Origin of the sequence: Paenibacillus sp. URB8-2 (genome assembly GCF_013393385.1) — a bacterium.
GTDB lineage: Bacteria > Bacillota > Bacilli > Paenibacillales > Paenibacillaceae > Paenibacillus_AQ.
Window position 1 is genome coordinate 1,682,675 of sequence record NZ_AP023239.1, and the last position, 22,334, is coordinate 1,705,008.

Annotated in this window: 11 protein-coding genes and 1 pseudogene; all 12 read left to right on the forward strand. The window is 40.9% G+C overall.

The genetic code is table 11. The annotated features are described in order from the left end of the window. Positions 1 to 750: 750 nt before the first annotated feature. Positions 751 to 4,317 (forward strand): annotated as a pseudogene (locus PUR_RS07850) (AAA domain-containing protein); the annotation flags it as partial. Positions 4,318 to 4,686: 369 nt separating this feature from the next. Beyond that, positions 4,687 to 4,911: a YdbC family protein gene (locus PUR_RS25995; protein ID WP_232101859.1), complete on the forward strand. Its 225-nt coding sequence runs from the start codon at positions 4,687 to 4,689 to the stop codon at positions 4,909 to 4,911. Between the two features lie 156 nt (positions 4,912 to 5,067). Continuing rightward, on the forward strand, positions 5,068 to 6,681 hold the full coding sequence (locus PUR_RS07855) for a hypothetical protein (RefSeq protein ID WP_179034761.1): 1,614 nt from the start codon (positions 5,068 to 5,070) through the stop codon (positions 6,679 to 6,681). 62 nt (positions 6,682 to 6,743) lie between these two features. Beyond that, the gene (locus PUR_RS07860) at positions 6,744 to 8,987 is read left to right on the forward strand and encodes an McrB family protein (RefSeq protein WP_179034762.1); all 2,244 of its coding nucleotides are present in this window, start codon (positions 6,744 to 6,746) and stop codon (positions 8,985 to 8,987) included. Further along, complete coding sequence (locus tag PUR_RS07865) at positions 8,962 to 10,446, forward strand: DUF2357 domain-containing protein (protein WP_179034763.1); 1,485 nt, start codon at positions 8,962 to 8,964, stop codon at positions 10,444 to 10,446. The genes PUR_RS07860 and PUR_RS07865 overlap by 26 nt, the downstream gene beginning before the upstream one ends. A 49-nt stretch (positions 10,447 to 10,495) precedes the next feature. Next, entirely contained in the window at positions 10,496 to 10,915 is a 420-nt protein-coding gene (locus PUR_RS07870; protein ID WP_179034764.1) for a hypothetical protein, read from the forward strand. A 144-nt stretch (positions 10,916 to 11,059) separates the two neighbouring features. Then, complete coding sequence (locus tag PUR_RS07875) at positions 11,060 to 12,121, forward strand: restriction endonuclease-related protein (RefSeq protein WP_179034765.1); 1,062 nt, start codon at positions 11,060 to 11,062, stop codon at positions 12,119 to 12,121. Beyond that, positions 12,118 to 15,201 (forward strand): pPIWI_RE_Z domain-containing protein, encoded by a 3,084-nt coding sequence (locus PUR_RS07880; protein WP_179034766.1) that lies wholly within the window; start codon positions 12,118 to 12,120, stop codon positions 15,199 to 15,201. The genes PUR_RS07875 and PUR_RS07880 overlap by 4 nt, the downstream gene beginning before the upstream one ends. Next, the gene (locus tag PUR_RS07885; RefSeq protein ID WP_179034767.1) at positions 15,198 to 17,693 is read left to right on the forward strand and encodes a pPIWI_RE module domain-containing protein; all 2,496 of its coding nucleotides are present in this window, start codon (positions 15,198 to 15,200) and stop codon (positions 17,691 to 17,693) included. Before PUR_RS07880 ends, PUR_RS07885 begins: the two co-directional genes overlap by 4 nt. A 158-nt stretch (positions 17,694 to 17,851) precedes the next feature. Then, positions 17,852 to 19,714: a DUF262 domain-containing protein gene (locus PUR_RS07890; RefSeq protein ID WP_179034768.1), complete on the forward strand. Its 1,863-nt coding sequence runs from the start codon at positions 17,852 to 17,854 to the stop codon at positions 19,712 to 19,714. A 20-nt stretch (positions 19,715 to 19,734) separates the two neighbouring features. Next, complete coding sequence (locus PUR_RS07895; protein ID WP_179034769.1) at positions 19,735 to 20,397, forward strand: hypothetical protein; 663 nt, start codon at positions 19,735 to 19,737, stop codon at positions 20,395 to 20,397. Positions 20,398 to 20,830: 433 nt separating this feature from the next. Further along, on the forward strand, positions 20,831 to 22,324 hold the full coding sequence (locus PUR_RS07900; protein WP_179034770.1) for a dynamin family protein: 1,494 nt from the start codon (positions 20,831 to 20,833) through the stop codon (positions 22,322 to 22,324). The last annotated feature ends 10 nt before the right edge of the window (positions 22,325 to 22,334 follow it).

The following is a 22,334-nucleotide window of genomic DNA, read 5'->3' on the forward strand; positions in this document are numbered from 1 at the left end:
GATGTTCGGTCCTATGAGAAAGTGTTTTGGTTTCATGAAATTCCCGAGGAGCCCGAATGTTTACTATTTTTACGCGGCAAAGAATACCGGGAAGATGATACGTGGCTTGAAATTCGGAAGCCGAATATTCCTGAACTTCCCCATGTACCTAAGGAGATGGGAAATTGGGTCATACCGCATGAGTTGAAGAAACCCAGTGGTGAGGTACCTAATCTTAAAGAACAGTTGCCTAATCCTGAATATCAGAATGATACGAAACTAGAAGATACTGAAGAAGAGAATGATGAAGAGGTTGATGAAGAGATTAAAGATGTACCCCCATTGATCTATTTCATTGATCAGATAGAACTTCAGAACATATGGACGGATTACATTGAGCAAGTATGGAAGCCTTGGTTCACTGAATATAAACGTAGCAAAAAAGTCCAAGAACAGTATGAAAAGTTATTCTCAATTTACCAACTGCAGAAGAAGCTGGGTGAGCAGTATGAGCTTGTTGTAGCAAGTGGCTTCCTCAGCTGGAAGGGACCCATTGTTAATTCTATTACTCGTCATTTACTTACAGGCAGAGCAGAATTAACGATGGATACAAACACAGGGACCTTTACACTTCGAGCTTCTTCAGAAGGAACTAAGCCTTTCTTAGAGCAGGATATGTTGGAAGTTGACCAGAGACCTAATCGCGATGCGATACAATCCATCGAATTATCATTAGAGAGCTTGGAAGATGATTTTTGGAATGAAGAGCAAATGGGGTACATACTTAGGACATGGGTGAATTCTGTATCAGCAGAAGGGAACTTCGAGAACACGCTGGAGGTTTCTTTTGATCCCAAGCCGAATCCTGTCGTCTCCTTCAGTCCCGCACTGATATTACGAAAGAGAACTGAACGGGGATATATACAAGCTTACTCTACGATCATTGAACAGCTTAAACTGAAAGATAACTTGGTTCCTAAAGGTATTCACCGGGTAGTAGAAACAGTGGATGAGGACTATCGAGATACTTATGTAGACCAAGAAGACTCCTCTCGTTTCCGGAATGCTACTGATTATGAAGTTCAAGAAATCTATTTTCCCAAGCCAGCTAACGAAGCACAGCGAAAAATTGTTGAGACACTAAATAGACAAGATGGTGTCATTGTTCAAGGCCCACCAGGCACAGGGAAAAGCCATACCATTGCAAATCTGATTTCTCATTTACTGGCCTCAGGTCAAAAAATCTTAGTTACCAGTCAAACTCCAAGGGCGTTAAAAGTATTGAAGGGAAAACTACCCAGCGAAATACAAGCTCTATGCGTAAATCTTCTGGGAAGCGATGATGGTACTTTTCAAGATCTTGAAAAAGTTGTTCAAGGGATGACTTATCGCAGAGATTTATGGAGCTCTTCTGAAAGTAAATTGAGAATTAAGGAATTCGAGACAGAACTTTTTGAACTTCGCAAGAAAAAAGCAGAAACTGAGAAGATACTGCGTTCAGTGCGTGAACAGGAAACTTACACACACTATTTGCTCAATGGGGAATATCAAGGAACTGCTTCCAAACTGGCGAACCGAATTCGTTCAGAGCAAGAGTCTTATGGTTGGGTGAAGGATCAAGTTGCACTTGAGGATAAAATACCACTAACCAGCGATGAGGCATTGGAATTACACTCTTTGCTTCATGTCATTACTAATGAAATGACTCAGGAATTGGGGCAAAGTTTCCCGCAAACATTTGATTTGATGGAAGTGAAGTCATTTCATAATCTGGTGGAGGAGGAAGAGCGACTCCATTCTGATCTAGGAAAGTATACGGATGCTCACGGGTCTGAGCTACACTTAAGTCTTTCGGTCTTGGGTGAAGAAGCTATTACTGTTTTTAAAATTTGCTTGGAGAAAATCGAGCGCATTTACTATGTGTTATTGGAAAGCGGTGAAGAATGGATCGAAAAGACCCTTATGGATATTCATTGCAACCAAGATGTCACTTGGAGAGAATTGCTTCAGGTGATTACAGGACAGACTGAACGGTTGCTAGAAGATGCAAGAAGATATGATATCTTGGATGTTCAAATCCCAGATACTTTATTTGTAAGACAACTTCTACAAGACAGTAAGGTTCTGAGGAGTTATTTAGAGAACGGGGGTTCATTGCGATTCCCTTTGTTACTGAAGAAAAACATTCGTGATGTATTGTACATTACGAAGTCAGTAGCATTAAATGGACAATTATGCAGTAATATAGACGAACTCCAGACCGTTATTCAATATCTTGAATTTGTGCTGCGAATAGATAAGATATCTGACTTAATGAAATCATATATGAATCTACCTAATAGGTCCGGTAGCTATTCGATTTATACAGCTCAGCTTCTTAGAAATATTAAGATGCTAGAACAGTGCATTCAATACTCAGATCATCTAAAAGAAGTTCATGAACTCTTAAGAAGCTCCGGAATTTCGTATTCAATACGTCAATCTGATCAGCTTGATGAGCTTGCGTATGTTGTGGATTCTTGCTTAATATTGGGGCGGAAGAAGAAGCTTGTTAAGGAATTTGATTCATTACGACTTATGGTAACTCAGCCAGATCAAAATAAGCAGGACGGTAAGTCTTTTCACCCGATATGTGTAGATTTTATCCAGGCGATTGAATCGAGAGATGTTCAGAAATATGAGTCTTTACTGACCGAACTACAATCACTTCACCAACGCAACTTGAAATATGCAAGGTTTCAGGAGCTGCAAGAAAAATTCAAACAGCTTTCTCTTACTTACCAAGACTTATTGGAAAGTCAACATAATGGAGCATGGCCAGAGCTGTTTAAGAAGATGGATCAGGCCTTTCAATGGGCACAAGCCAATACATGGTTGAAAGAATATTTAAGCCATTCAGAAGAAGATTTAAATGAAGTATTAGAGGGTCTGGATAAACGGATTCAAGAAATATTAGGCGAAATTGGTGCCTTGAAAGCATGGGAATATTGTTTTATGCGATTAACTGCATCTGAACAACAGCATCTTGTTGCCTGGAGCCTTGCGATTCGGAATGTGGGGAAGGATACAGGTAAACATGCTGAAAAACATAAGCGAGATGCAAAATACCATATGGAACATTGCAGATCTGCAATACCTGCTTGGATTATGCCACTTTACCGAGTTGTAGAGTCGTTCGATCCCTCACAAGGTTTATTTGACGTAGTCATCATAGATGAAGCCAGCCAATCCGGGCCTGAGGCTGTCCTTCTTAAGTACATAACCAAAAAAGTCATTGTTGTAGGAGACGACAAGCAAATAAGCCCCGAACATGTGGGGATTTCTCGTGAGCATGTGGATCAGCTGCGTAGACTTCACTTATATGATTTTCCGCATGGTGAATTGCTCGGACTGGATAATTCATTTTTCGATTTAGCGAATGTACTGTTCGGAGGACGAATCGTGCTTCGGGAGCATTTCAGATGTATGCCCGAAATTATCCAATTCAGTAATCAACTTTGTTATTCCAACACGCCGTTGATTCCGCTTCGTCAGTATCCACCCAATAGGCTCGAGCCTGTTAAATCAGTTTATGTTACGGGTGGATTCAGACAGGGGATGGGTCAGAAAGTGCAAAATCGCCCAGAAGCGATAGCAATCGTTGATACTATCAAACAATGTATGCAAGATTCCCGCTATGATGGATTGTCGATGGGGGTTATAACCCTTCTTGGAGGTTTTCAACATCAGTTAATTGAATCATTGCTTTTAACGGAGATTGGACCGGAAGAAATGGAACGTAGGAACCTTGTCTGCGGTGATGCCTATGCATTTCAAGGGGATGAACGCGATGTAATCTTCTTAAGCTTAGTGGCTTCACCGGGCGAGACGACTATGAGGGCTTTAGCTAGTGAGAAAGACAAACGGAGGTTTAATGTAGCTGCCAGTCGCTCTAGGGATCAGTTATGGCTCTTCCATAGTTCGACGTTAAACGATATTAAGAATCAAAGCTGCCTTCGCTATCAGTTAATCTCTTATTGCCAAAACCCTACCTTGCAAGAACTTGAAGGATCACGAGATAAATGTGAATCGGAGTTCGAAAAGCATGTTTACGATAGAATCGTTGCACGAGGATTTCGCGTCATAACACAGTATGAGTTTGGCGGCAATCGGATCGATATGGTAATCCAAGGAATGAATGGTCAACTTGCTGTAGAATGCGACGGGGATTATTGGCATGGGCCTGAGCAATATGAAGATGACATGGCAAGACAGCGTGTACTGGAGCGGTGCGGCTGGAGCTTCTGGCGAGTTCGAGGCAGCGAATTTTATTATGATCCAGAAAAAGCAATGCAATCTCTTTGGGATCTGCTAAAGTTATACCAGATCTCCCCGAATGAATTGAAAGTGATAACTAACAATAATTTCATTCAACAAGAACTGCAGGAACCCGTCGCACCAGAAAAGACTACAATTATAACTGAAAAGAATGAGAAGAAAGACTCGGAAGAACAAATGGATATAAGCTCTTATGAAGGTATTGAAGATGGGCAGCAGGAATTTGACTTCTGGGGTGCTGGAAGGTCAGAACTTGATGAGAAGCCTGAACCTGAAGAGCTTTTAGGTTATGAAGATAGCATTAAATCAGTAATCGTTAGCGTCGTTAAGGATAAACAGTTGGAAAAATCACTGAAACAAAACGAGCAGTCGGGAAAGGAGAAACGGGAGATGTCGGATTCATTAAAGTTTGAAATTCGTCAAAACCTAGGAAGTATATCAGAAACCACTACAGGCTGGAAGAAAGAGTTAAATCTGATCAGTTGGAACGGCCGGGAGCCAAAATACGATCTAAGAGACTGGTCAGCCGATCACAAAAAGATGGGCAAAGGAGTAACCTTGTCCTTAGAAGAATTAAGAGAATTAAAGAAACTGTTGAATACAATGGGTATCTGATGCTGTGGTAGAGGATAACATCTGATAATGCAAACTTATCGGATGTTATTTTTATATAGCTGAATACAGAAAGTTAAACTACTATGCATATTTTTCATCCGCTTTTATAACGATGACTAAAGGGGTATCAATTTTTTCTATTTTATGGAGGCGCCCATGAATGATTTTGAAAATAAAGCGAACTTCTATCTAGGCCTTAACTCAGTCCGCAGCACTTTTATACAGTTGGAAGAATGGTACGGGAAAGTGGAATCTGAAAATAAGATTCTGTGGGAGGTTATTCTTGAGAGAGGAAACGAGGTTATATGGGAGAAGCTGTTCAATGAGCTGACGGATGAATATAATGATAGTGCTGCGATTGTCATCAGAAAAATTGGAGAATTACTTGAACACAACAAATATTCATTGGCTATGCTAGGTTTAAATCACCTTTTGATAATACCAAATAATGAAGAATCCTTGGAATTCGTTGGATTTTCTATTTCACCTATTCTTGATCTAATGTTTTTAATAAACATATCCGACCTCGATGAAATGGATAGAGTGCTCATTGATATCATGGTATGGATGAAAAAGGCGTCAAGGTCAAAATTACGAGATAATGTTCATGAATATCTGAGTGACAATCATGTTAAATTGAACCAATTGATCGCCGATACGAATTCTCCCGATCTTATTTTAGCTTATTTGTACGCCTTACTGGCCTTCGATTGCTACTCTACTATGAGAGACATGATGGAGTATCTTTTGGATAAAGAGTGGCCTTTTCTAGATGCGAAACTTCAGGAGGAGCAGTTTGCTCATTTTTTATGGGTGACTTTTTATCTTTCTTTGGATGATGTTTTATTAGAAACCTCGAAGCTAAGTGGTCGTTTCATCGAGCAAGCACAGCTTCCAGAAATCATCCTTTATAAAAAGTATAATGCGGCAAAAATCAATAGGGAGCATGATAATCAGATATTGGAGGATATTTTTGCTTTAATGTCTCAAAGCCTAATATTTGAGGAGCAAGAGAAAGCAAAGCTGTGGGAAGAAGTCATTAGGTTTTTGCAAACTAGAATTGAAGCCTCACCTACTCTAGAATTACAAACCAATATTAAGAAAGCAAATCATATTTGGCAGATAAAGAATAAAACTGATCATTGTCCTCATTGCAGCCAGATCAAATTGGTTAAGGAACAGGTCTTAGTGGATGGATTCAAAAAACACTCGGATCAAGCACAAAAACAAGTTGTTTTTGAACTGCTTATTTGCGAGCGCTGCGAAAGAGTCTACACGTATGACAGTTTAAATAAGGAACTAAACCGCGCCCTAGAACCTTGTAGATGCAAAGTTAAATTAGATCCACTTGATTATCCTCCAAAAGAGGCAGCATCTAAACTTATGAAGTCCATTTCAAAAAAAGTAGTGATAACGCCAACAGTTCCAACAACGAATGGGTACTTCGTGTGGCCAAGTACGGAAGCAAATGAATCGCAGGGACAATCGGATAGGGAGGGTAATTTTAGAGAGGAAACAGATCTTCATCGTTTAGGTTATAGAATTACTGGTCTCAATCGAAGTCAGCGATGGGACGTATTAATGCGTAAAGCACTTCCTAAATTGACTCTTAAAGAAATCGTTTATACAATCGCGCGTAATGTTCGTCTACGCAAATCTCAGGCAGACGGGAAAACAAAATTTGCTTACGCAATTGCAGAGTGGGAGCATGACCTGAAACGACTAAAACAGGAATATTACAAATCAAATTTTACATGGCCTCAATATTAAGGGGGGAGTTCATTAAGAAAAAAGTAATATAAGAGAAATCGTAAAATCAAAGGAGCCCTGATATGATCAACTTATCTCAATACCAGGAAATATTCGATATTGAAAACACTGCAGAACGATGCAAAAAGGTTAACGATATCATGGATCAACTGTGGAAATCGAATTTGGACCAATTAGCCGGAGAAGTACTTGGGAGCGACTATAGAATTGCTACATATGGTCAAACGCTTGTGACCACTTATCATGACTCACTAAATCCCAAGTATGCGGAACAAAAGAAAGACTCGAGTATTGGAAAAAAATACTTTGCTCAAATAACACACAAAATAGGCGATAAGGAGACTAATCTTCTAACGCTTGAGTTTAACGGTGTTGAGCAAAAGATGTATGTCTATATAGATCTTAGCTTCTATCAAGTCTATGAGTTGATAAAAAATGAGCGTCTGAATGCGATGTTGGGAGAACTGAATTCTGAGATCCGAACGTTCACTAGAACTGGATCATTTACGAGAAACGAAATTGATCGCATTGCTCTCGAACAAACACTCGTTGATATGATCAAGCCGAGAATTAGACCATGGATTTACATAGGACTGGAACTTCCCTTGAAAGGGGAGTATGAAGCAAAAGCAATTATTGATTTATTAAGACAAACCTGGGAGCAGACTTCCGCATTTCGAAAGTATTTGTTGGAGTACAGTGAGCAATGTGCAAGAGCCGCAAATATTATGAATCTGCTCGGATCCGTTGAATCAACTTATTCAGCAACACTGTTCGGGAGGCCCTACCAGATTCAATATGGCGTTATGGGGAATGAGAAGTCAGGCCAACGGGAACAAGAGTTTTCTCTAAAACGGGATGGACAAACCATAGTACAAGGCTGTTTGTATTATAGAGAGTATGAGACGAGAAATGCCTCATCTAGGCCGATGCTTGCTATTGATGTAGAGAAACATAATCACATCTATACGAATGTTGAGGTATTACTTGGTAGTGGCCTTAAAGAATGGTGGTTAGCGAAAGCGTTTCGCACAACTAACCAAAACAATGAAGAATTAAAGCAAGAAGCCATGGACTTTCTTGGTCAGCATGGTATTGAGGTACGTAATAATGAGTATCGGATCGGTACGTATAACAATACTGAACAGCGATTTGAAGAAGAAATAGGAGAAATTAAGGGGAGACTAGCGTGTGCTGCATTATTGTTTGCCCATGTAGCTGGTCGCGGTAAATTCAAATTGCTCGAAGCGGATGCTCCAAGTGATGGATTTGTCATTGATAACATAGATGAAGATTCTAAAGAAACTATGGAATACAACAGCAATTTTGATTTTACAGTTATTTATGAGGCGATTCAGAATAGTTCTTTGACATTTGATAAAGATTTGATCAGAGATTTACATCTGAACTTGACGGCTCTGGATGATAAGCATTTTGTTATCCTAAGCGGTATCTCGGGAACTGGTAAAACTCAACTAGCCAAACTCTATGCAAATGCAGTATATGGTTTATCTTATGAAGCTGAAAATCCATATTTGTCTATTATTCCTGTTCGGCCGGATTGGACGGATGGAACCGCTTTGTTTGGGTACTATAGTTCATTCGAGCACCAATATATGATGACTGAATTTCTGAAGGTACTGATACATGCTCATGAGGAACGCGAGAAGCCTCATTTTATCGTGCTAGACGAAATGAACCTCGCCCGAGTTGAGTATTATTTAAGTGACTATCTTAGCGGAGTAGAGTCACACAAGGACATTCCACTGCATAACCGAGCTGACCTTGATGAAATACCAGCTAAGATCAGTATCCCGCCAAATGTATATCTCATTGGAACAATTAATGTAGACGAAACAACACACAGTATTTCGGACAAAGTACTCGATCGTGCATTCGTTATGACTTTAAGCGATGTGGATCTGGAAACTTTCTGGAGTCGTGTAGATGATGGTATTAGAGAGGGACTTCAAGATGAATTCATCTTTTTGAAGAGATTGCATAGTTTATTAACTCCGTATAATCTGCACTTCGGATATCGGACGATGAAGGAAATGGTTCAGAAGATGAGCCACCACCTTACCTTAGATGTAGAGTATCAGGCATCGAGAACAGATATGCTGGATCGAGTGATTTCAGAAAAAGTCCTTCCTAAACTCAAAGGTGATGATCGGATAGGTGGGCTGCTTGTGGAATTGAAAGAAGATTTCGCCAGACATCTAGGTGAAGGCTCAACAAGTCTCGGACACATTGTTCGAATGGAGAAGGAGCTTCTTAGATATGGAACAACACAATTCTGGAGGTAAGTTCTGGTTGCGATCAGCCGATGAAGCGTGGAATGTTCTGGAGGAGGCTTACCTGACAGAGGCTTCTACCTACGAATGGAAGTACGTAATGGATGGAATAGAGCAGACTCCATTAATCCATTTTTGTGGCTTACTTCATCTTCCGCATCGAGTGGAGGAAGGAGAAGCTTATGGTCAACTGACCACTCCCTTTTTCAGCGGCCAGGTTTCTTTTGATATAAATGGGATGAAACTTGATTCCTATATCTATCCGGATGCTCGCAAAATGACACAGGAGCAATACCACCTCATGTTGAGTGATATTTTGCAGGAAGCTCCGCTTTGCTTCGAGAGCTCGAATATTGAGACTGGGATTACAGCGGACCAGCATTCGCTTGAGCTTTCTTTGGCACAATGGAGCTACATCGAAGTCTCGTTCTCTTCACTTAGAAATATAATACGGCAATTAATAGATCATCCAACTCGAGTGCTTCAAGCACATGAACAGCAAATGCGGCGAGAACAAGTCAAAACGGTGGATATTAAAACATTAGCCTGGATCGAACGAAACAGTCGCAGCACAGCTGAAACCATCCCTGAAACGGTGAAATCTTCGGTCTGTGAGGATAGTTATAACACATATGAAAACAGTCTATTAAAGCGGAGGCTCTTAGAACTGAGGCACCTGTTGAAGCTGTACGGGAAATCCGGCCGGGGAGAATACATGATAAGGGCCGAAGCTTACGCGGACAAAGTTGGGCATTGGCTGAGGGATTCTTTTTTCAGGCAAGTTACTCCCTACCAAGGAGTGATACATATATCGCAAGTATTTCGAAAGCATCCTGTATACCGGCAGTGCTACCAATGGTTTGACCGTTTGTATAAGCATGGGAATGAGCGGATTGGGATGAGCTATAATTATCCCCTGCGGGAAACGTTCGCGCTATATGAAATTTGGTGCTATATGCAGCTTGTGAAGATTTTTCGGGAAAAGGGCCTGCTAAAAGACAGTGGTGGGCTATTTCGAACAACAAGGGAAGGACTCTTTCTTCATTTTGCAGAGCATAAAGAGAGTATTGTGGAATTGAAAAATGGTATGCGTATATCTTATCAGCGGGTGTTTCAAAATGATTCATCGCCCTTTTACACTTTTACACAGAGGATGATACCAGACATTGTGATTGAAGCAGGTGATCGTTTATATATTTTCGATCCCAAATACCGGATTGTAAGCAACTTGGGGACAGCACTTGGAGAAATGCACAAGTACAAGGACGGCATATTGCTTTGCCGTAATGACGAAAGAGCAGTTCAGAATGTATTTATTTTGACACCTGTTCAGAGTGATGAGCTTCGCTATTTCAAGGCGGAGTTTCATGATAGATATAATATGGGGGCTATAGCGCTCACGCCGGGTGAAGACTTGAGTTCATTGAGGGATTGGGTAGATAAACTGATGGCACATGTGGAGGCCAAATAGCTTACTGTTTGAAATCGCAAGAAAATTGAAAAGACCAGGAGGATTGAATATGTCAGTTCCAGATAAGGGTAAAATAATTGAATTTCTGAGTAATAAATACAGTTGTAAATTCACAACCATGGCAAGAAAACAAATCATGTTCGAGGGTAGCACCAATAGGGAACGTATTGTTGTATGTACTCCGAGCTCTAAAATACACAAAAAGGGTAGCGGATGGTTCGATTTAAAAATGGCTCAAGTTGAAATTTTGGATGATGCTAATATTTCGATTTTGGCAGTAAGACTTGAAGGAAATAAAGTTTATTTAATTGATTTCAAAGAGCTTAGAAAATTGATGACTTCTGATTATATTGTATTTACACCTCTTATAGGTGAACACTGGAAATTTTTTGTTTGGGAGTCTCAAATCGAGATTCAAGGAAATCGAAATAAATATTATGTTCAGCCTGAATTGGGTTCTTGGATTTAAAGTGTATGGAAATTAGGCCAGCCCAATGATAAGGCGACTTCACAAATTCGGAAATTCAATTCGAACATACATTCCCTGACAACTTTTAGACACCCCCATAGTTTATCCTATACCTAACCTACTCTTCTAATAGGATGGTGCTCTATGGCTAAAATACATGACACTCTTCTGTCCTTAATAACAGGCATTAACAAATGGCAAGACAACTACGAAAAAATTCCGGATGAGCTTTACAAGGGAATGCTGCTTTTCATTGAGCAGACGGCTACTTCTAAAGCTCAACCTCCGGTTGATCTGTTTCATTTGCTGCAAATTCTTCATCGCCCCTCAAGAGAATGGGGAATCTCTGACCTCCAAGACTATTACCCCGAAGATGCTCCCTTATTAAAAGAATTCATTGGTCTGACGCCAGATGCCGATGAGTTTCTGAATCGCCATATTTCCCCGCAGGATGCTGAGCAACAGTATATGTATGAGATTCTTATGTACTGCAGAGAGGAAGGTCGGCAACTGGGGCAGGAGTATACTCGCATCCGCACATTCCTATCCAATCCACAAAATGCCGTAATTACTTCCTTTCAATTATCCGAGTTTGCCGAGATATTCCCTGATCTTCATTTAACTAACTTGATTAAACAATGCTATGAGGAAATAACGCCTGTAGTGGCTAACTATAGGAAATGCCCGCACTGTGGCTGGACCCTGGAATATATGAATAACCGTTGGCGCTGTAATAAGGAAGACATTTGCCATCTGCTTGCTGATTTTGAGAGTCTAAGTTCCTATGATTTTGGGAAGGAGAGGGTGCTACGTCTACTGCCCGGAATCCAGAGGTTTGTACTGTTACCTGGAATGTCCGAACTGCGAATAGCGCAACATTTGATCCGAAAAGGGTATGAAGTTGAACTCTATCCCAATGTGGATGAATATGATCTCTCGGTATCACAAGACGGCAAAAGGATATTTCTTGACGTTAAGGATTTTAGAGATCCACGCACACTTGCCAATTTTTTTAATCACCAAAACTTTGCCTATTTGGAAAAGTATAAGAACCAGTGTCTGATCGTTGTTCCACAGTATCGCAGCCAGCTCTTTGCTTCTTATCGTGAGAGAAGTATGGCTCTATTGAACGAAACGGCTCGGGAGTATATAGAAATGATCATGGAGAACGAAATTGAATCCACGTTGAAGAAGGTGTTCCTGTGAGACAGACTTACTGGGATCTTTCAGAAGATATGATCAAGGACTTTGAATCACTTCAGCTCCGCAAATCGGAGATTAACGTACTGCTGAGTATGGAGCTATTCATCACAGGCTGCCGTCTGCTCGATTCTAAGCTTTCCATCGATCAGGCATGGGCAGTTCTAATTGGTTATAATGAGCCCTTTCTGAAGAGCATGACCCGTATGGATATTGTAACCAGGCTGAGGATACTATTTCCCGAATTGCGAACCAAGAAGAATCTGCTTAAACGTATCGAAGCATACGGGGAACTAGATCGTGATTATCGGTTATTCGAAATTAGAGAGGACGGTGAGGCTGTCCGAATTGCTCCGCGTTTTGTAACAGACCGAGCTTCTATCTATCAGAGCATTCTCGAACATCCTGTTCCACGTAAGGCGAATACGAGTTCCTTTGCTAGCGAAGAAGAATTTACTTACTCCCGAAGGATTCGGGGCGGACAATCGATCACTTTTCGTGGGACAATACCTGTATCTCTGCTTTCTAACGAACCAAAATTATTACCAGCGTACCGCCCAAAAACAATACACAAGTTCTCGATGCCTTATAGTGGCTCGGAATTAGCAAAAGAAATGGATCAACTCCTTGGAACGTCGACGATGTGGATAAGTAGAGCCAAAGCTGTGATTCTGGAGTCGCTTAATGATATGGATCTGGAATTCGTATATCAAGGGAATAGACATATTGGTGGTGGACTCGGAGCAGGGAAGTCTACCTTTATGATGATGGAGACTTATCGGCTGGTCAAACAACATGGGGCCAGGGTAGGATTCATCGAAGGAAGTGTAGCTCAAGCTCTCGAACGCGTCAAAGAATTGCGTAAGCTTGGCATTCATGCCGTTCCTGTTATTGGTAGATCCTCAAGGGAAGAGCATCTCAATAACTATCTATTTGCCAATAGCAGCAACATTCAAGAGGTTAGCGATTGGCAGAGCGAGCAGTATGAGTCACTCATTCACTTGTCTGATGTCTGTATCATTAAAGCTTTGGCTCAAGACTATGAACGAAATAATCGATATCCATGTATCCAGTTGCAGCAAAACAATACATCTGTGAAATGCCCCCTTGCAAATGCCTGTGGTGTTTTTAAAGATCTATCTACCCTACGGAATGCAGAAGTATGGGTAGCGACTGCGCCAAGTGTTCTGAAGACACGTATTTCAGCGGTCATTGATCCTTTAGAGAGAACCATTTATGAAGCAATGTATGATCTATTGGATGTTGTGTTTGTGGATGAGGCCGATCAGGTGCAGAAGCAGTTCGATGAAACGTTTTTGACGGAATATAATGTGTTCGGAGCAGTAGACGATATCTTCGAGAAGTTAAGATATGAATCCAACGAACTGACTAGAGGGCGCTATGGTCAATATGCCGGTGATCCTGCGATTAATGAATGGAACGACAGACTTCGCATGCTGGATCAGATGATTTGGCGTATTTACAATAAGCTGGAACTGTCCCAAACTTTGCGTAAGAACATCAGGAATAATCTGATCCGGGTGGCAGCACTGGCAGGTACACTTAGTGAAAAACTTTCTGACAGCTCGCAACTGCAGACAAGGATATTTAAAAGATTCAGCGAATATGCTTCAGATCCATACAGGGATCCCTCGCTATCAAGAATTGTCGATGAAATAGTAGAAACTGAGAGCCATGAACAGAAACTGAAACTCATGGATCAAATCATAGCCAGGGTTAATGGAGTCACCAAACCAAGAATCAAAAAAGATCTGCTGCATGCTCAGCTTGAATTCTTCCTGTACTTATGTAGGGCGGAGGAGAGTATCAAATACATTTTAACTACGTTTCCAATGATTCAAGCTAAACTGGGCCTATCGATTGATTTCTCCCCATTGTTTACTATGCAGAAGGATTACCAGGCATTTATGAAAGAAGCGATGACCGGGATAACTCTGGGATATAAATATGACCTACCTGACAATGACAAGACCGGAAAGTTCAAACTTATTGAATACACTGCTGTGGGGCGTTTGTTGTTGCACGATTGGCATAATCTTTACAAAGAATGTGATGGAAAGGAAGGTCCTGCGGTTGTTTTTCTTTCCGGAACTAGTCATGCTCCGAAGTCGGCTCATTACGACCTAAAGACTCCATCTGAATGGCTGCTTAGAGCTGGACGTCAAAGTTCAGTAATTCAAATGAGTTATAAACCCATACTTGATGTGGTCCGTGGAGAATTTTATGCGGTGTCGGGTATTCGTGAATCGGAGCAGAGAGATCAATGTCTACGTGGTATGGTACAGCAATTGAAAGCGGATATTGAATATGAATTGAATCATTGGAGGACTACTGGCAACCACAGGAGAGTATTGCTGGTTGTGAATTCATATGATGATGTCGACACAGTCCGTAGTGTTTTTCAGAATGATCGAGGTTGGAGTGGTAGATATAAATCGCTTTCTAGAGATGCTGCTTCCAATGAAGACCAGTACTCCAGACTGCTGGTTGAATCCTTTTATCAAGATCGGGCGGAAGTGTTAATTGTACCTTTATTGTCTGTTGGGAGGGGTTATAACATATTGGATGAGCGTGGAGAGGCGCTCTTCGGTTCCGTATTCTTTCTGGTTCGCCCCTACCCTATACCGAATGACTTAAATTATCTTGTTCAAATTCTGCATGCTTATTTTCCGGAATATTCGCGCAGGGTTCGAGGGCAGAACCTCTTCTACGATAAGGCGGTAAATAAATTGCGGCAGATCAGCAGTGCAAAGCTTGAGAGTATGTACCTGAAGCCGGACTTCTGGTCTATCTTAAGTCCAAAAGAGCAGGAGATTATGGGCTGGTACACTTTTGTTCCGGTATGGCAGATGATTGGCCGTCTGCTGCGCGGGGGCAGAGATGCTCGAGTTTACTTCTGTGATTCCAAATTTAATGCTAAACCGGCAGGTAATGCAGAAGGCTATTCCATGCTTGAAGTATGGGCGGCGATTATGCGCAAAAACAAAAAGGATGCCTTATTCCAAAGCTTATATGGCCCCTTTAGCGAAGCTATTAATAATTTGAATATGGGAGGTAGTATATGAACAGAATGGAGCTTTTTGCATTGGAAGCAAACGAGGCGGTGTTCTATCATGAGACGATTCATGTGATGCATATGCCTACAAGCTGGCGGAATTTCTTCAATACGCAAACAACAACTCAAAACTATAAGCTCTCTTATAAGGTTGAGCCTCTTGGCAAGAAGCTGAAGAGTATTTTCCCTGAGATTGTATATGCAGATCTGAGTTATAAAATTTTGCAAAAAGATTTACCGTGGATTGTTTCCACTGTTAAGATTCCAGAGGCTCATATTAAGAAGCTCACACTAGGCTGGTTTGCGTATTTGAAAGGATATACAGTGGCGGAACTCCCAGAGGAAATTAGGGATGCCGAGCTAGTATGGGTGACTTCAAATTTTGGTGATCTTCATGAATCTATTGATAAATATCAGTGGCTTCCCGGTTTGGCAGCTCACAAATTTTGCGAAGAATCGAGAACGATTGAGTTAGGTCAAGGCATCGTGGAGGAACTTCAGTTCCATCATACGATTTTTAATAATCAGCATGAATGTGTATCTACTCCGATCAGGAAATCACCGAAACACGATCCATTTTCTTATGTGCTGAAGGTCGAACTGAAGAATCGTGGTGGGGATGCCGAGAGATCACTTATTCTTGTAACTGTAGGTACACGGCGGTATTTGAAGAACGCACAAATTAAGGAAGGTTCCTGTTACTTAAAAGCAGATCATAGCTGTTCAGTCCTGGTGTCAGTCCGTAATCCGTATACATTAGAGGAGAAGCGTTCATTCTCGCAGCTTAAGTTTGAGCGTCGTGCTGGCAGCGGAAGTAATACGACTTCTTTTGCAGTCTGGAAAACAGCTTTGGACGGCTTGTATTGGGATGCTTTGTATGGAGAGTCCTTCGAACCGGACATGCTGCTCTCTAATCCTATTGCATATCTGGACGGGAATGGTGAGATTACTGCATATGTAGTTAATCATCATTCGTTCAATGGCAAAGGTAACTTTGTGAAGTCAGGACTCGGGCTGTCGGAGAAAAGTGGTTTGTTTAGTAAATTCAATGAAGTGCTTGCTAAGTATCATCTAGCGCCGTTATTACATATTCCGGGTATTCCTCGTAAGCGTATGAATGATATTCGGTTTCCAATCGTTGCGCATCAAGCCGAACGAATTATTATAGAGGTCTACAGCGGTGAAGCAATGTTTAATGCAATGAAGGAAGTTTATACAACTGAACAGAAATCATTGGAAAATAAATCGGTAATCTTTAACCGTCAAATCTCAGAGAATGTATTTGGCCTCAATTGCGATAGAGATGTAACTGTAGAATTCGTACGTTGTAGTCCTGATGAGATTGTAAGCGAGCTGGAAGTCGGAACATATCAAGCCGATATTGCCCATACAAAGCGGGTTAATCAAATTAATAAGAAGCTTAAGGGATCGAGTTCTCAGGGGGATAAGCGAACATTGGCATTGATAGAAATTGAGCCCAAAGAATGCTGGAGCAGAGATGGTGATCCCAAGAATGCAGTAAGAGAAGGGATGAAAAAGGCGGGACGTCTTACACAGTTCATACATCCGTTGACTGTTGGTAATGAAGATAACAAGGCAGATACAGCTCGTATGATTAACGCTTTGCTTGATTTGCTTAACGATGCAGGATTCCTAAGTCACAATATAACGAAGGTTGATACGTACGGCCTAATCCTGTCTTTCAATATTTTAAAAGTGGAAAACAAGTATTTACCTGTCATTTCAAAAATGGATGGTACTGAGGTAACTCTTAAGATATTTGGAATAGAGTCCTGGTTGCCTTTAGGGGAGGCGCCTTTTTATCTGGAACAGGCCAAGTTGTTGGATAACCCAAAGGCAGGGAATCAAAGCATGCAGGTTTTTCTGGATTTTATGATCAGAACTATTGAGAATGAGCTTGTTCAAGATGCAAGACAACTAACAGTAATGATAAATGCTACGCTTAGAAATGGTTGGCTTCCTGCTATTCGAAATATAGATCTTCAATACGATAAGATTCCTTATCTGAGTGAGCGTCTGGCCAATGAATCGCGTCTTAAGTTTATCCGTATCAATACGACAAATGAGGTGCCTCAGTATCGGATTATAGAAGATGATGCTGAAGATGAATACAACAAGGCTTCGGGAATATTTAAAGATCCGCTTGGGATTTATTACGGTGTTGGCGGAAGGCCGATGGCGTGGTCTGGTGTAAGAAACGAGGATATTAAGTATGTGTCTCCCAGCAAAATGCTGCTACAGCAAAAAGCGGTTGAGTACATCCCTCTTGGTGCACAGGATGAAGCTGCGCGTGATGATCTGGCTAATCTGGTCGACCAATTACGAAGAATAGGTCTGAATTACGATAAGCATACGATTTATCCGTATACAATGCGAGTCATGAACATTTTGTCCAAATATTTAACTGGGGAAGAGAAAGATTATGATCCAGAATTTGATGAAGAAGTGGAGTTGATGGAGGAGGCTGAGGAGTTGGTTTAGTCTGTATTTATCCAGGAAATATGCTGAGATTATACTAGATGACTTCTTGTGGTCTAATTGTTCCTACAAGGACTTCAGACCTAGGATGTCGAAATATAATGAATAAACAAGAGAATATTTCCAAACAATCAAGTCATTACTAACCGAGGAGGTTCAGGATGCAACATCTTCAATCTGTACAAGATATTTTTCAGCATAAGCTCTTCCGCATTCCCGATTACCAGCGCGGCTATGCTTGGGAAGAGGAGCAGTGGCTCGACCTGCTGGAGGACCTCGAACTGCTTGAGGACGACCAGGAACACTATACTGGAACGCTTGTCATTCATGAAGCTCATGACGAAGGCGATATTAATGACGACGAAGGTAGCACTTTACGGGTATACGATGTCGTGGACGGGCAACAGCGGCTTACGACTTTATCCATTCTTCTATATGAAATTTCCGCTCAATTTAGAACAATTGAGGGTAAGAAAGGCTTTGCCGACGGAATTTACAAGAAATACATTGCCACTACCAAGAATGATGATACGCTACCCAAGTTGTCGCTTAATCGCGATACGAACGTATTTTATAAACAGACTATCATTTCTGCTCAGAGAGCCATAACATCCACCAAGATAGCATCAGAGCAGAGACTGTTTGATGCCAAACACTATTTTGAACAGTATTTTGCACATAAGTCGGAAGATCTGGGGGAGGACTATTCGGCATGGCTGAGCAAGACCTACAACAAGATCAGCAACAAGATGAAACTGACCGTTTATTTAGTCCCCAAGGCAACTGATGTCGGCGTGATCTTCGAAGTCATGAACAATCGCGGCAAGAAGCTGACTGAAATGGAGAAGGCAAAAAACTATTTACTCTACCTGTCATCCAAATTAACGTGCGAAGGCGGCAAGGAGCTAGGTGAAGATATTAATCGGACCTGGACTTATATCTACGAAAGTCTGATGTCGGCGAAGGCCGAGGATTCGGATGAGAACCAGCTGCTCCGAAGCTGCTGGCTGATGTATCATGACTACAACTCTAAGCAATGGGACGGCAGTAATTCGATCAAGAAGGCATTCAATCTGAAGGATTATCAGGGATGGCATCCTCAACTGCGCAATGACCTAAGAGTTTATGTCAATACACTTAAGGAATGCTGCACGGTCTACTGTGATCTGATTCATGCCAATAGGCCTGGAGCTTTCTTTGGCGCGAAGAATGAAGCCATAAGGAAAGCGTTAGTGGAGTATACGAGTAAGCTGCAGCGCATCGGTGTCATGGCCTCGTTCTTTCCGTTGTTAATGGCTACCAGGCTGAGGTACAGCGATAATCTGGACATTTATCTCGATCTTCTAAAATTGTGCGAGAAGTTTGCATTTCGTGTATACCGTTACGAACGCAAACGCTCCAATGCCGGACAATCGAGTTTATTTAAGCTCGGGTTTGATGTGTATCATGAAAAGATAACACATCAGGAGGCTTATATCGATGTCCACAAATTATTATTGCTTTACTCCCCGAATAAGGAATTTATTAAGGATGCAAAAGCAGAAGTCGACTGGTATGGATGGTACGGTCTCAAATATTTATTGTACGAATATGAGCTTTATTTGGCGGCGGGCAAGCCAGTGCTCATGGACTGGGTCTATTTGCAGAAGAAGGACAAGCAGGATTCGGTCGAACATATATTACCGCAGACTCCAACCCAGCCCTACTGGCAGTCTAGATGGACGAAAGAACAGATCGAGGAAGCCACACACGATATTGGTAATCTAGTGATTACCTTTGATAACAGTACATATAGCAATAAGGGCTTTGACAAGAAAAGAGGGGTTGCTGGACAAAAAGGTTGCTATGCCGGATCGAGCTTGTTTGCTGAGCGTGAGTTGGCTTGTTATGACGATTGGTCCTATAAGGAGTTCGTGAAGCGAAAGCAGAAGCTTACAGATTGGATCATACAACGTTGGCACGTGGAGGACATTGGAGCTGCCTTAACGGTCATAGAAGATGAAACAGAGGATGAAGAGATTTAGAAAGAAGGGGGTGATCGTTGATGAGGGAGCCTTATGACGGCATAGTGGAATTAGCCTATCAGAAGATGAAGCTGCGTAATCAGGCTAATGATGATGAGGCAAAAGAGGCTCTTCAACAATTTTATAATCAAATAGAGAAGTGGGATGGAACTGTTAGTCGCTTGTCGTTCATTGAAGACTACTTAGTTGGAGCTCATATGAACAAAATTATTGCTAAGGGGATGGCTCAGGCGAGTCCGGAGGGATTCGTTCGTATAATGACACAGGAACCCTCTATCCTGGAGAAGGTAACCCAGCTGTTGCTGCTCCGAAAATCAGGTCCTGTTGATGAACGGCTGACTAACCGAATTAAGGATGTGCAATTCGAACGCGCCATTAAAATACATCCAAGCCTTCATGGTACGGCACCGGATCAGTATATCCATCGATTTTTATGCTGCTTGTTTATGGAGTTCATGACGCCAGTTGCGAACAAAAATGATTTGAAAAAAATCGCAAAGATTCTTGACGTTGGTGACCCTAATGTATCGTTCATCCATCTGCAGGTCAGAGTCCGGGGAAAAGTTGAGGGCGCACTGCAAAGGCTGAAACTTGACCATGAAGTGAGTAAGCTAGATGTATTCCGAAGAGCAGTAATTGCTTATCATATTCTTGAAGCGAATAAAGAACTAAACGTTAAGTAGCCGAAGCTTGCTTCGGCTTAATTACTTTGTTTTTTTACAAAGGGGATCAAGATTGTTGCTCTGTGTTCTTGCGAAAAAATACAAATTCCCATAAATGGTGCACATCTAAATTGACATAGATGAAACAAGTACAAAAAGAAACCGTTTATTTTAGGAATTATGGTACGTATATTCACATTTAAGAACATACATTCCGTGACAACAAGATGGCTTATTCCTATGATTAAATAGTAACAAGACTATTTTAGGTTAAGATTTTTCAATCTCGGCAATTCGTTGTTATGACTTATTTACTAATAAAGCAGGAAAAAGGAGATATTTAGTCGAAATAATAAGACTAAAGTCTCATTTAGAGGATATGTCTTGATTGTTTTTGGTATCTAGGTCACTTCTTGTAGAATCCTTCGCTTTAAACTGGAGGTAAAGTTCATAAATGAATATAGGTGCTTTTAACTATAAAGTAGAAAAAATTATTGGATTCCTGGATTTGGAGAAGCATCCAGTAATAAGGCGAAGTTATGATTTTAGATTTGCCTATATCTCATTCCTAAGCGCTGCTTTGCGGATGGGAGCAAGGAATAAGGAGCAAGTTAACGATGTATTAAGTACATATAAACAGCGATTACTTATTAAAGACAGTGATTTTTATGATTTGCAAAATATCGGGTTTAACGGGGGGGAAGAACTTTTTGGCACCATACTTCGAATGTTGGACTATTCCAGTAATCCATTAAAAAGCAGGAAATTCAAAGAGTCCTCTTACAGTAAACTTCTATTGGGAGAGATGCTGCTAATTGAATTGAACAGTTCTAATGAATTCAATTCTAATCCTATATTCCGCTTGTATGCTAATTATTTTGAACTTCCGATAACTGTTGAAGATGAAATTAAGTCTGTACTGATTAAAATTGTCTCAAATGAAGACGTTAAAGGCTTGCTCAAATTAAAAAGAATGGAGTTGTTTAAATATTTTCATGATTCCGCGAAAGCATATTGGGTACAGGAAAAGACAAACTCTACTAATGTTACAGTGGTTGCAACAATGAGCTCAGGTAAATCGACACTATTGAATGCACTATTAGGAAAGAAAGTCTTCCCTTCGGAAAACAAAGCATGTACCTCAAAGTATTTGAAGTTTACGAATAAGCCCAAAATACGGAGAGAGACAGGGATAGCCGCCGGTAAGCATTCGGATACCCGCTGGAACCTCACGTATGAGGATATTACAAGATGGAATAATGATTCTGATATTGAGCGGATTGAAATGGAAGGTAAAATGAATTCTTTTTCAATGCTGAAGAAGTTCAACATTTCTTTTATTGATACGCCCGGAACAAATAATTCCAGAAATAGACAGCATGAAACAGTTACGCAAGAGATACTGGAGCAAAAGAACAGCGATGTAATCTTGTATGTACTTAACGCTACAAATCTTGCTTCAGACGATGATAAAACTTTACTAAGACAAGTTGTGAAGAAATTAGGGAATCAAAGAATCATTTTTCTGTTAAATAAGACGGATCAATTGGATCTGGATGCAGATGACAGTATTACTGATTCCTTAACTATTGCAAGAGAATATGTGATGGAGCATGGGATAGTTTCACCAATAATCATCCCTATATCTTCGTATGCAGCCGGATTGTTTAGGTGCATTTTGGATAACAGGCCCTTAACGAAGCGAGAAAAAAGAGATGCTCTTACATTACTAGAGTTGTTCCGAATCCCGCAATACGATATGAACAGATATATCGACAGGAACCTGATTAAGTCTCTGCCGCAATCCGCGATTAATGTAAGATTACATAGAAATATACAGATAGACAATGAATCAATCAGTTCAAGGGAAATATATGAAGCCATGAAGAAGACAGGTATTCATATTTTAGAGCGATTATTACTGCAAAGTACAAAGTATACCCGATAATGGAAGGGGA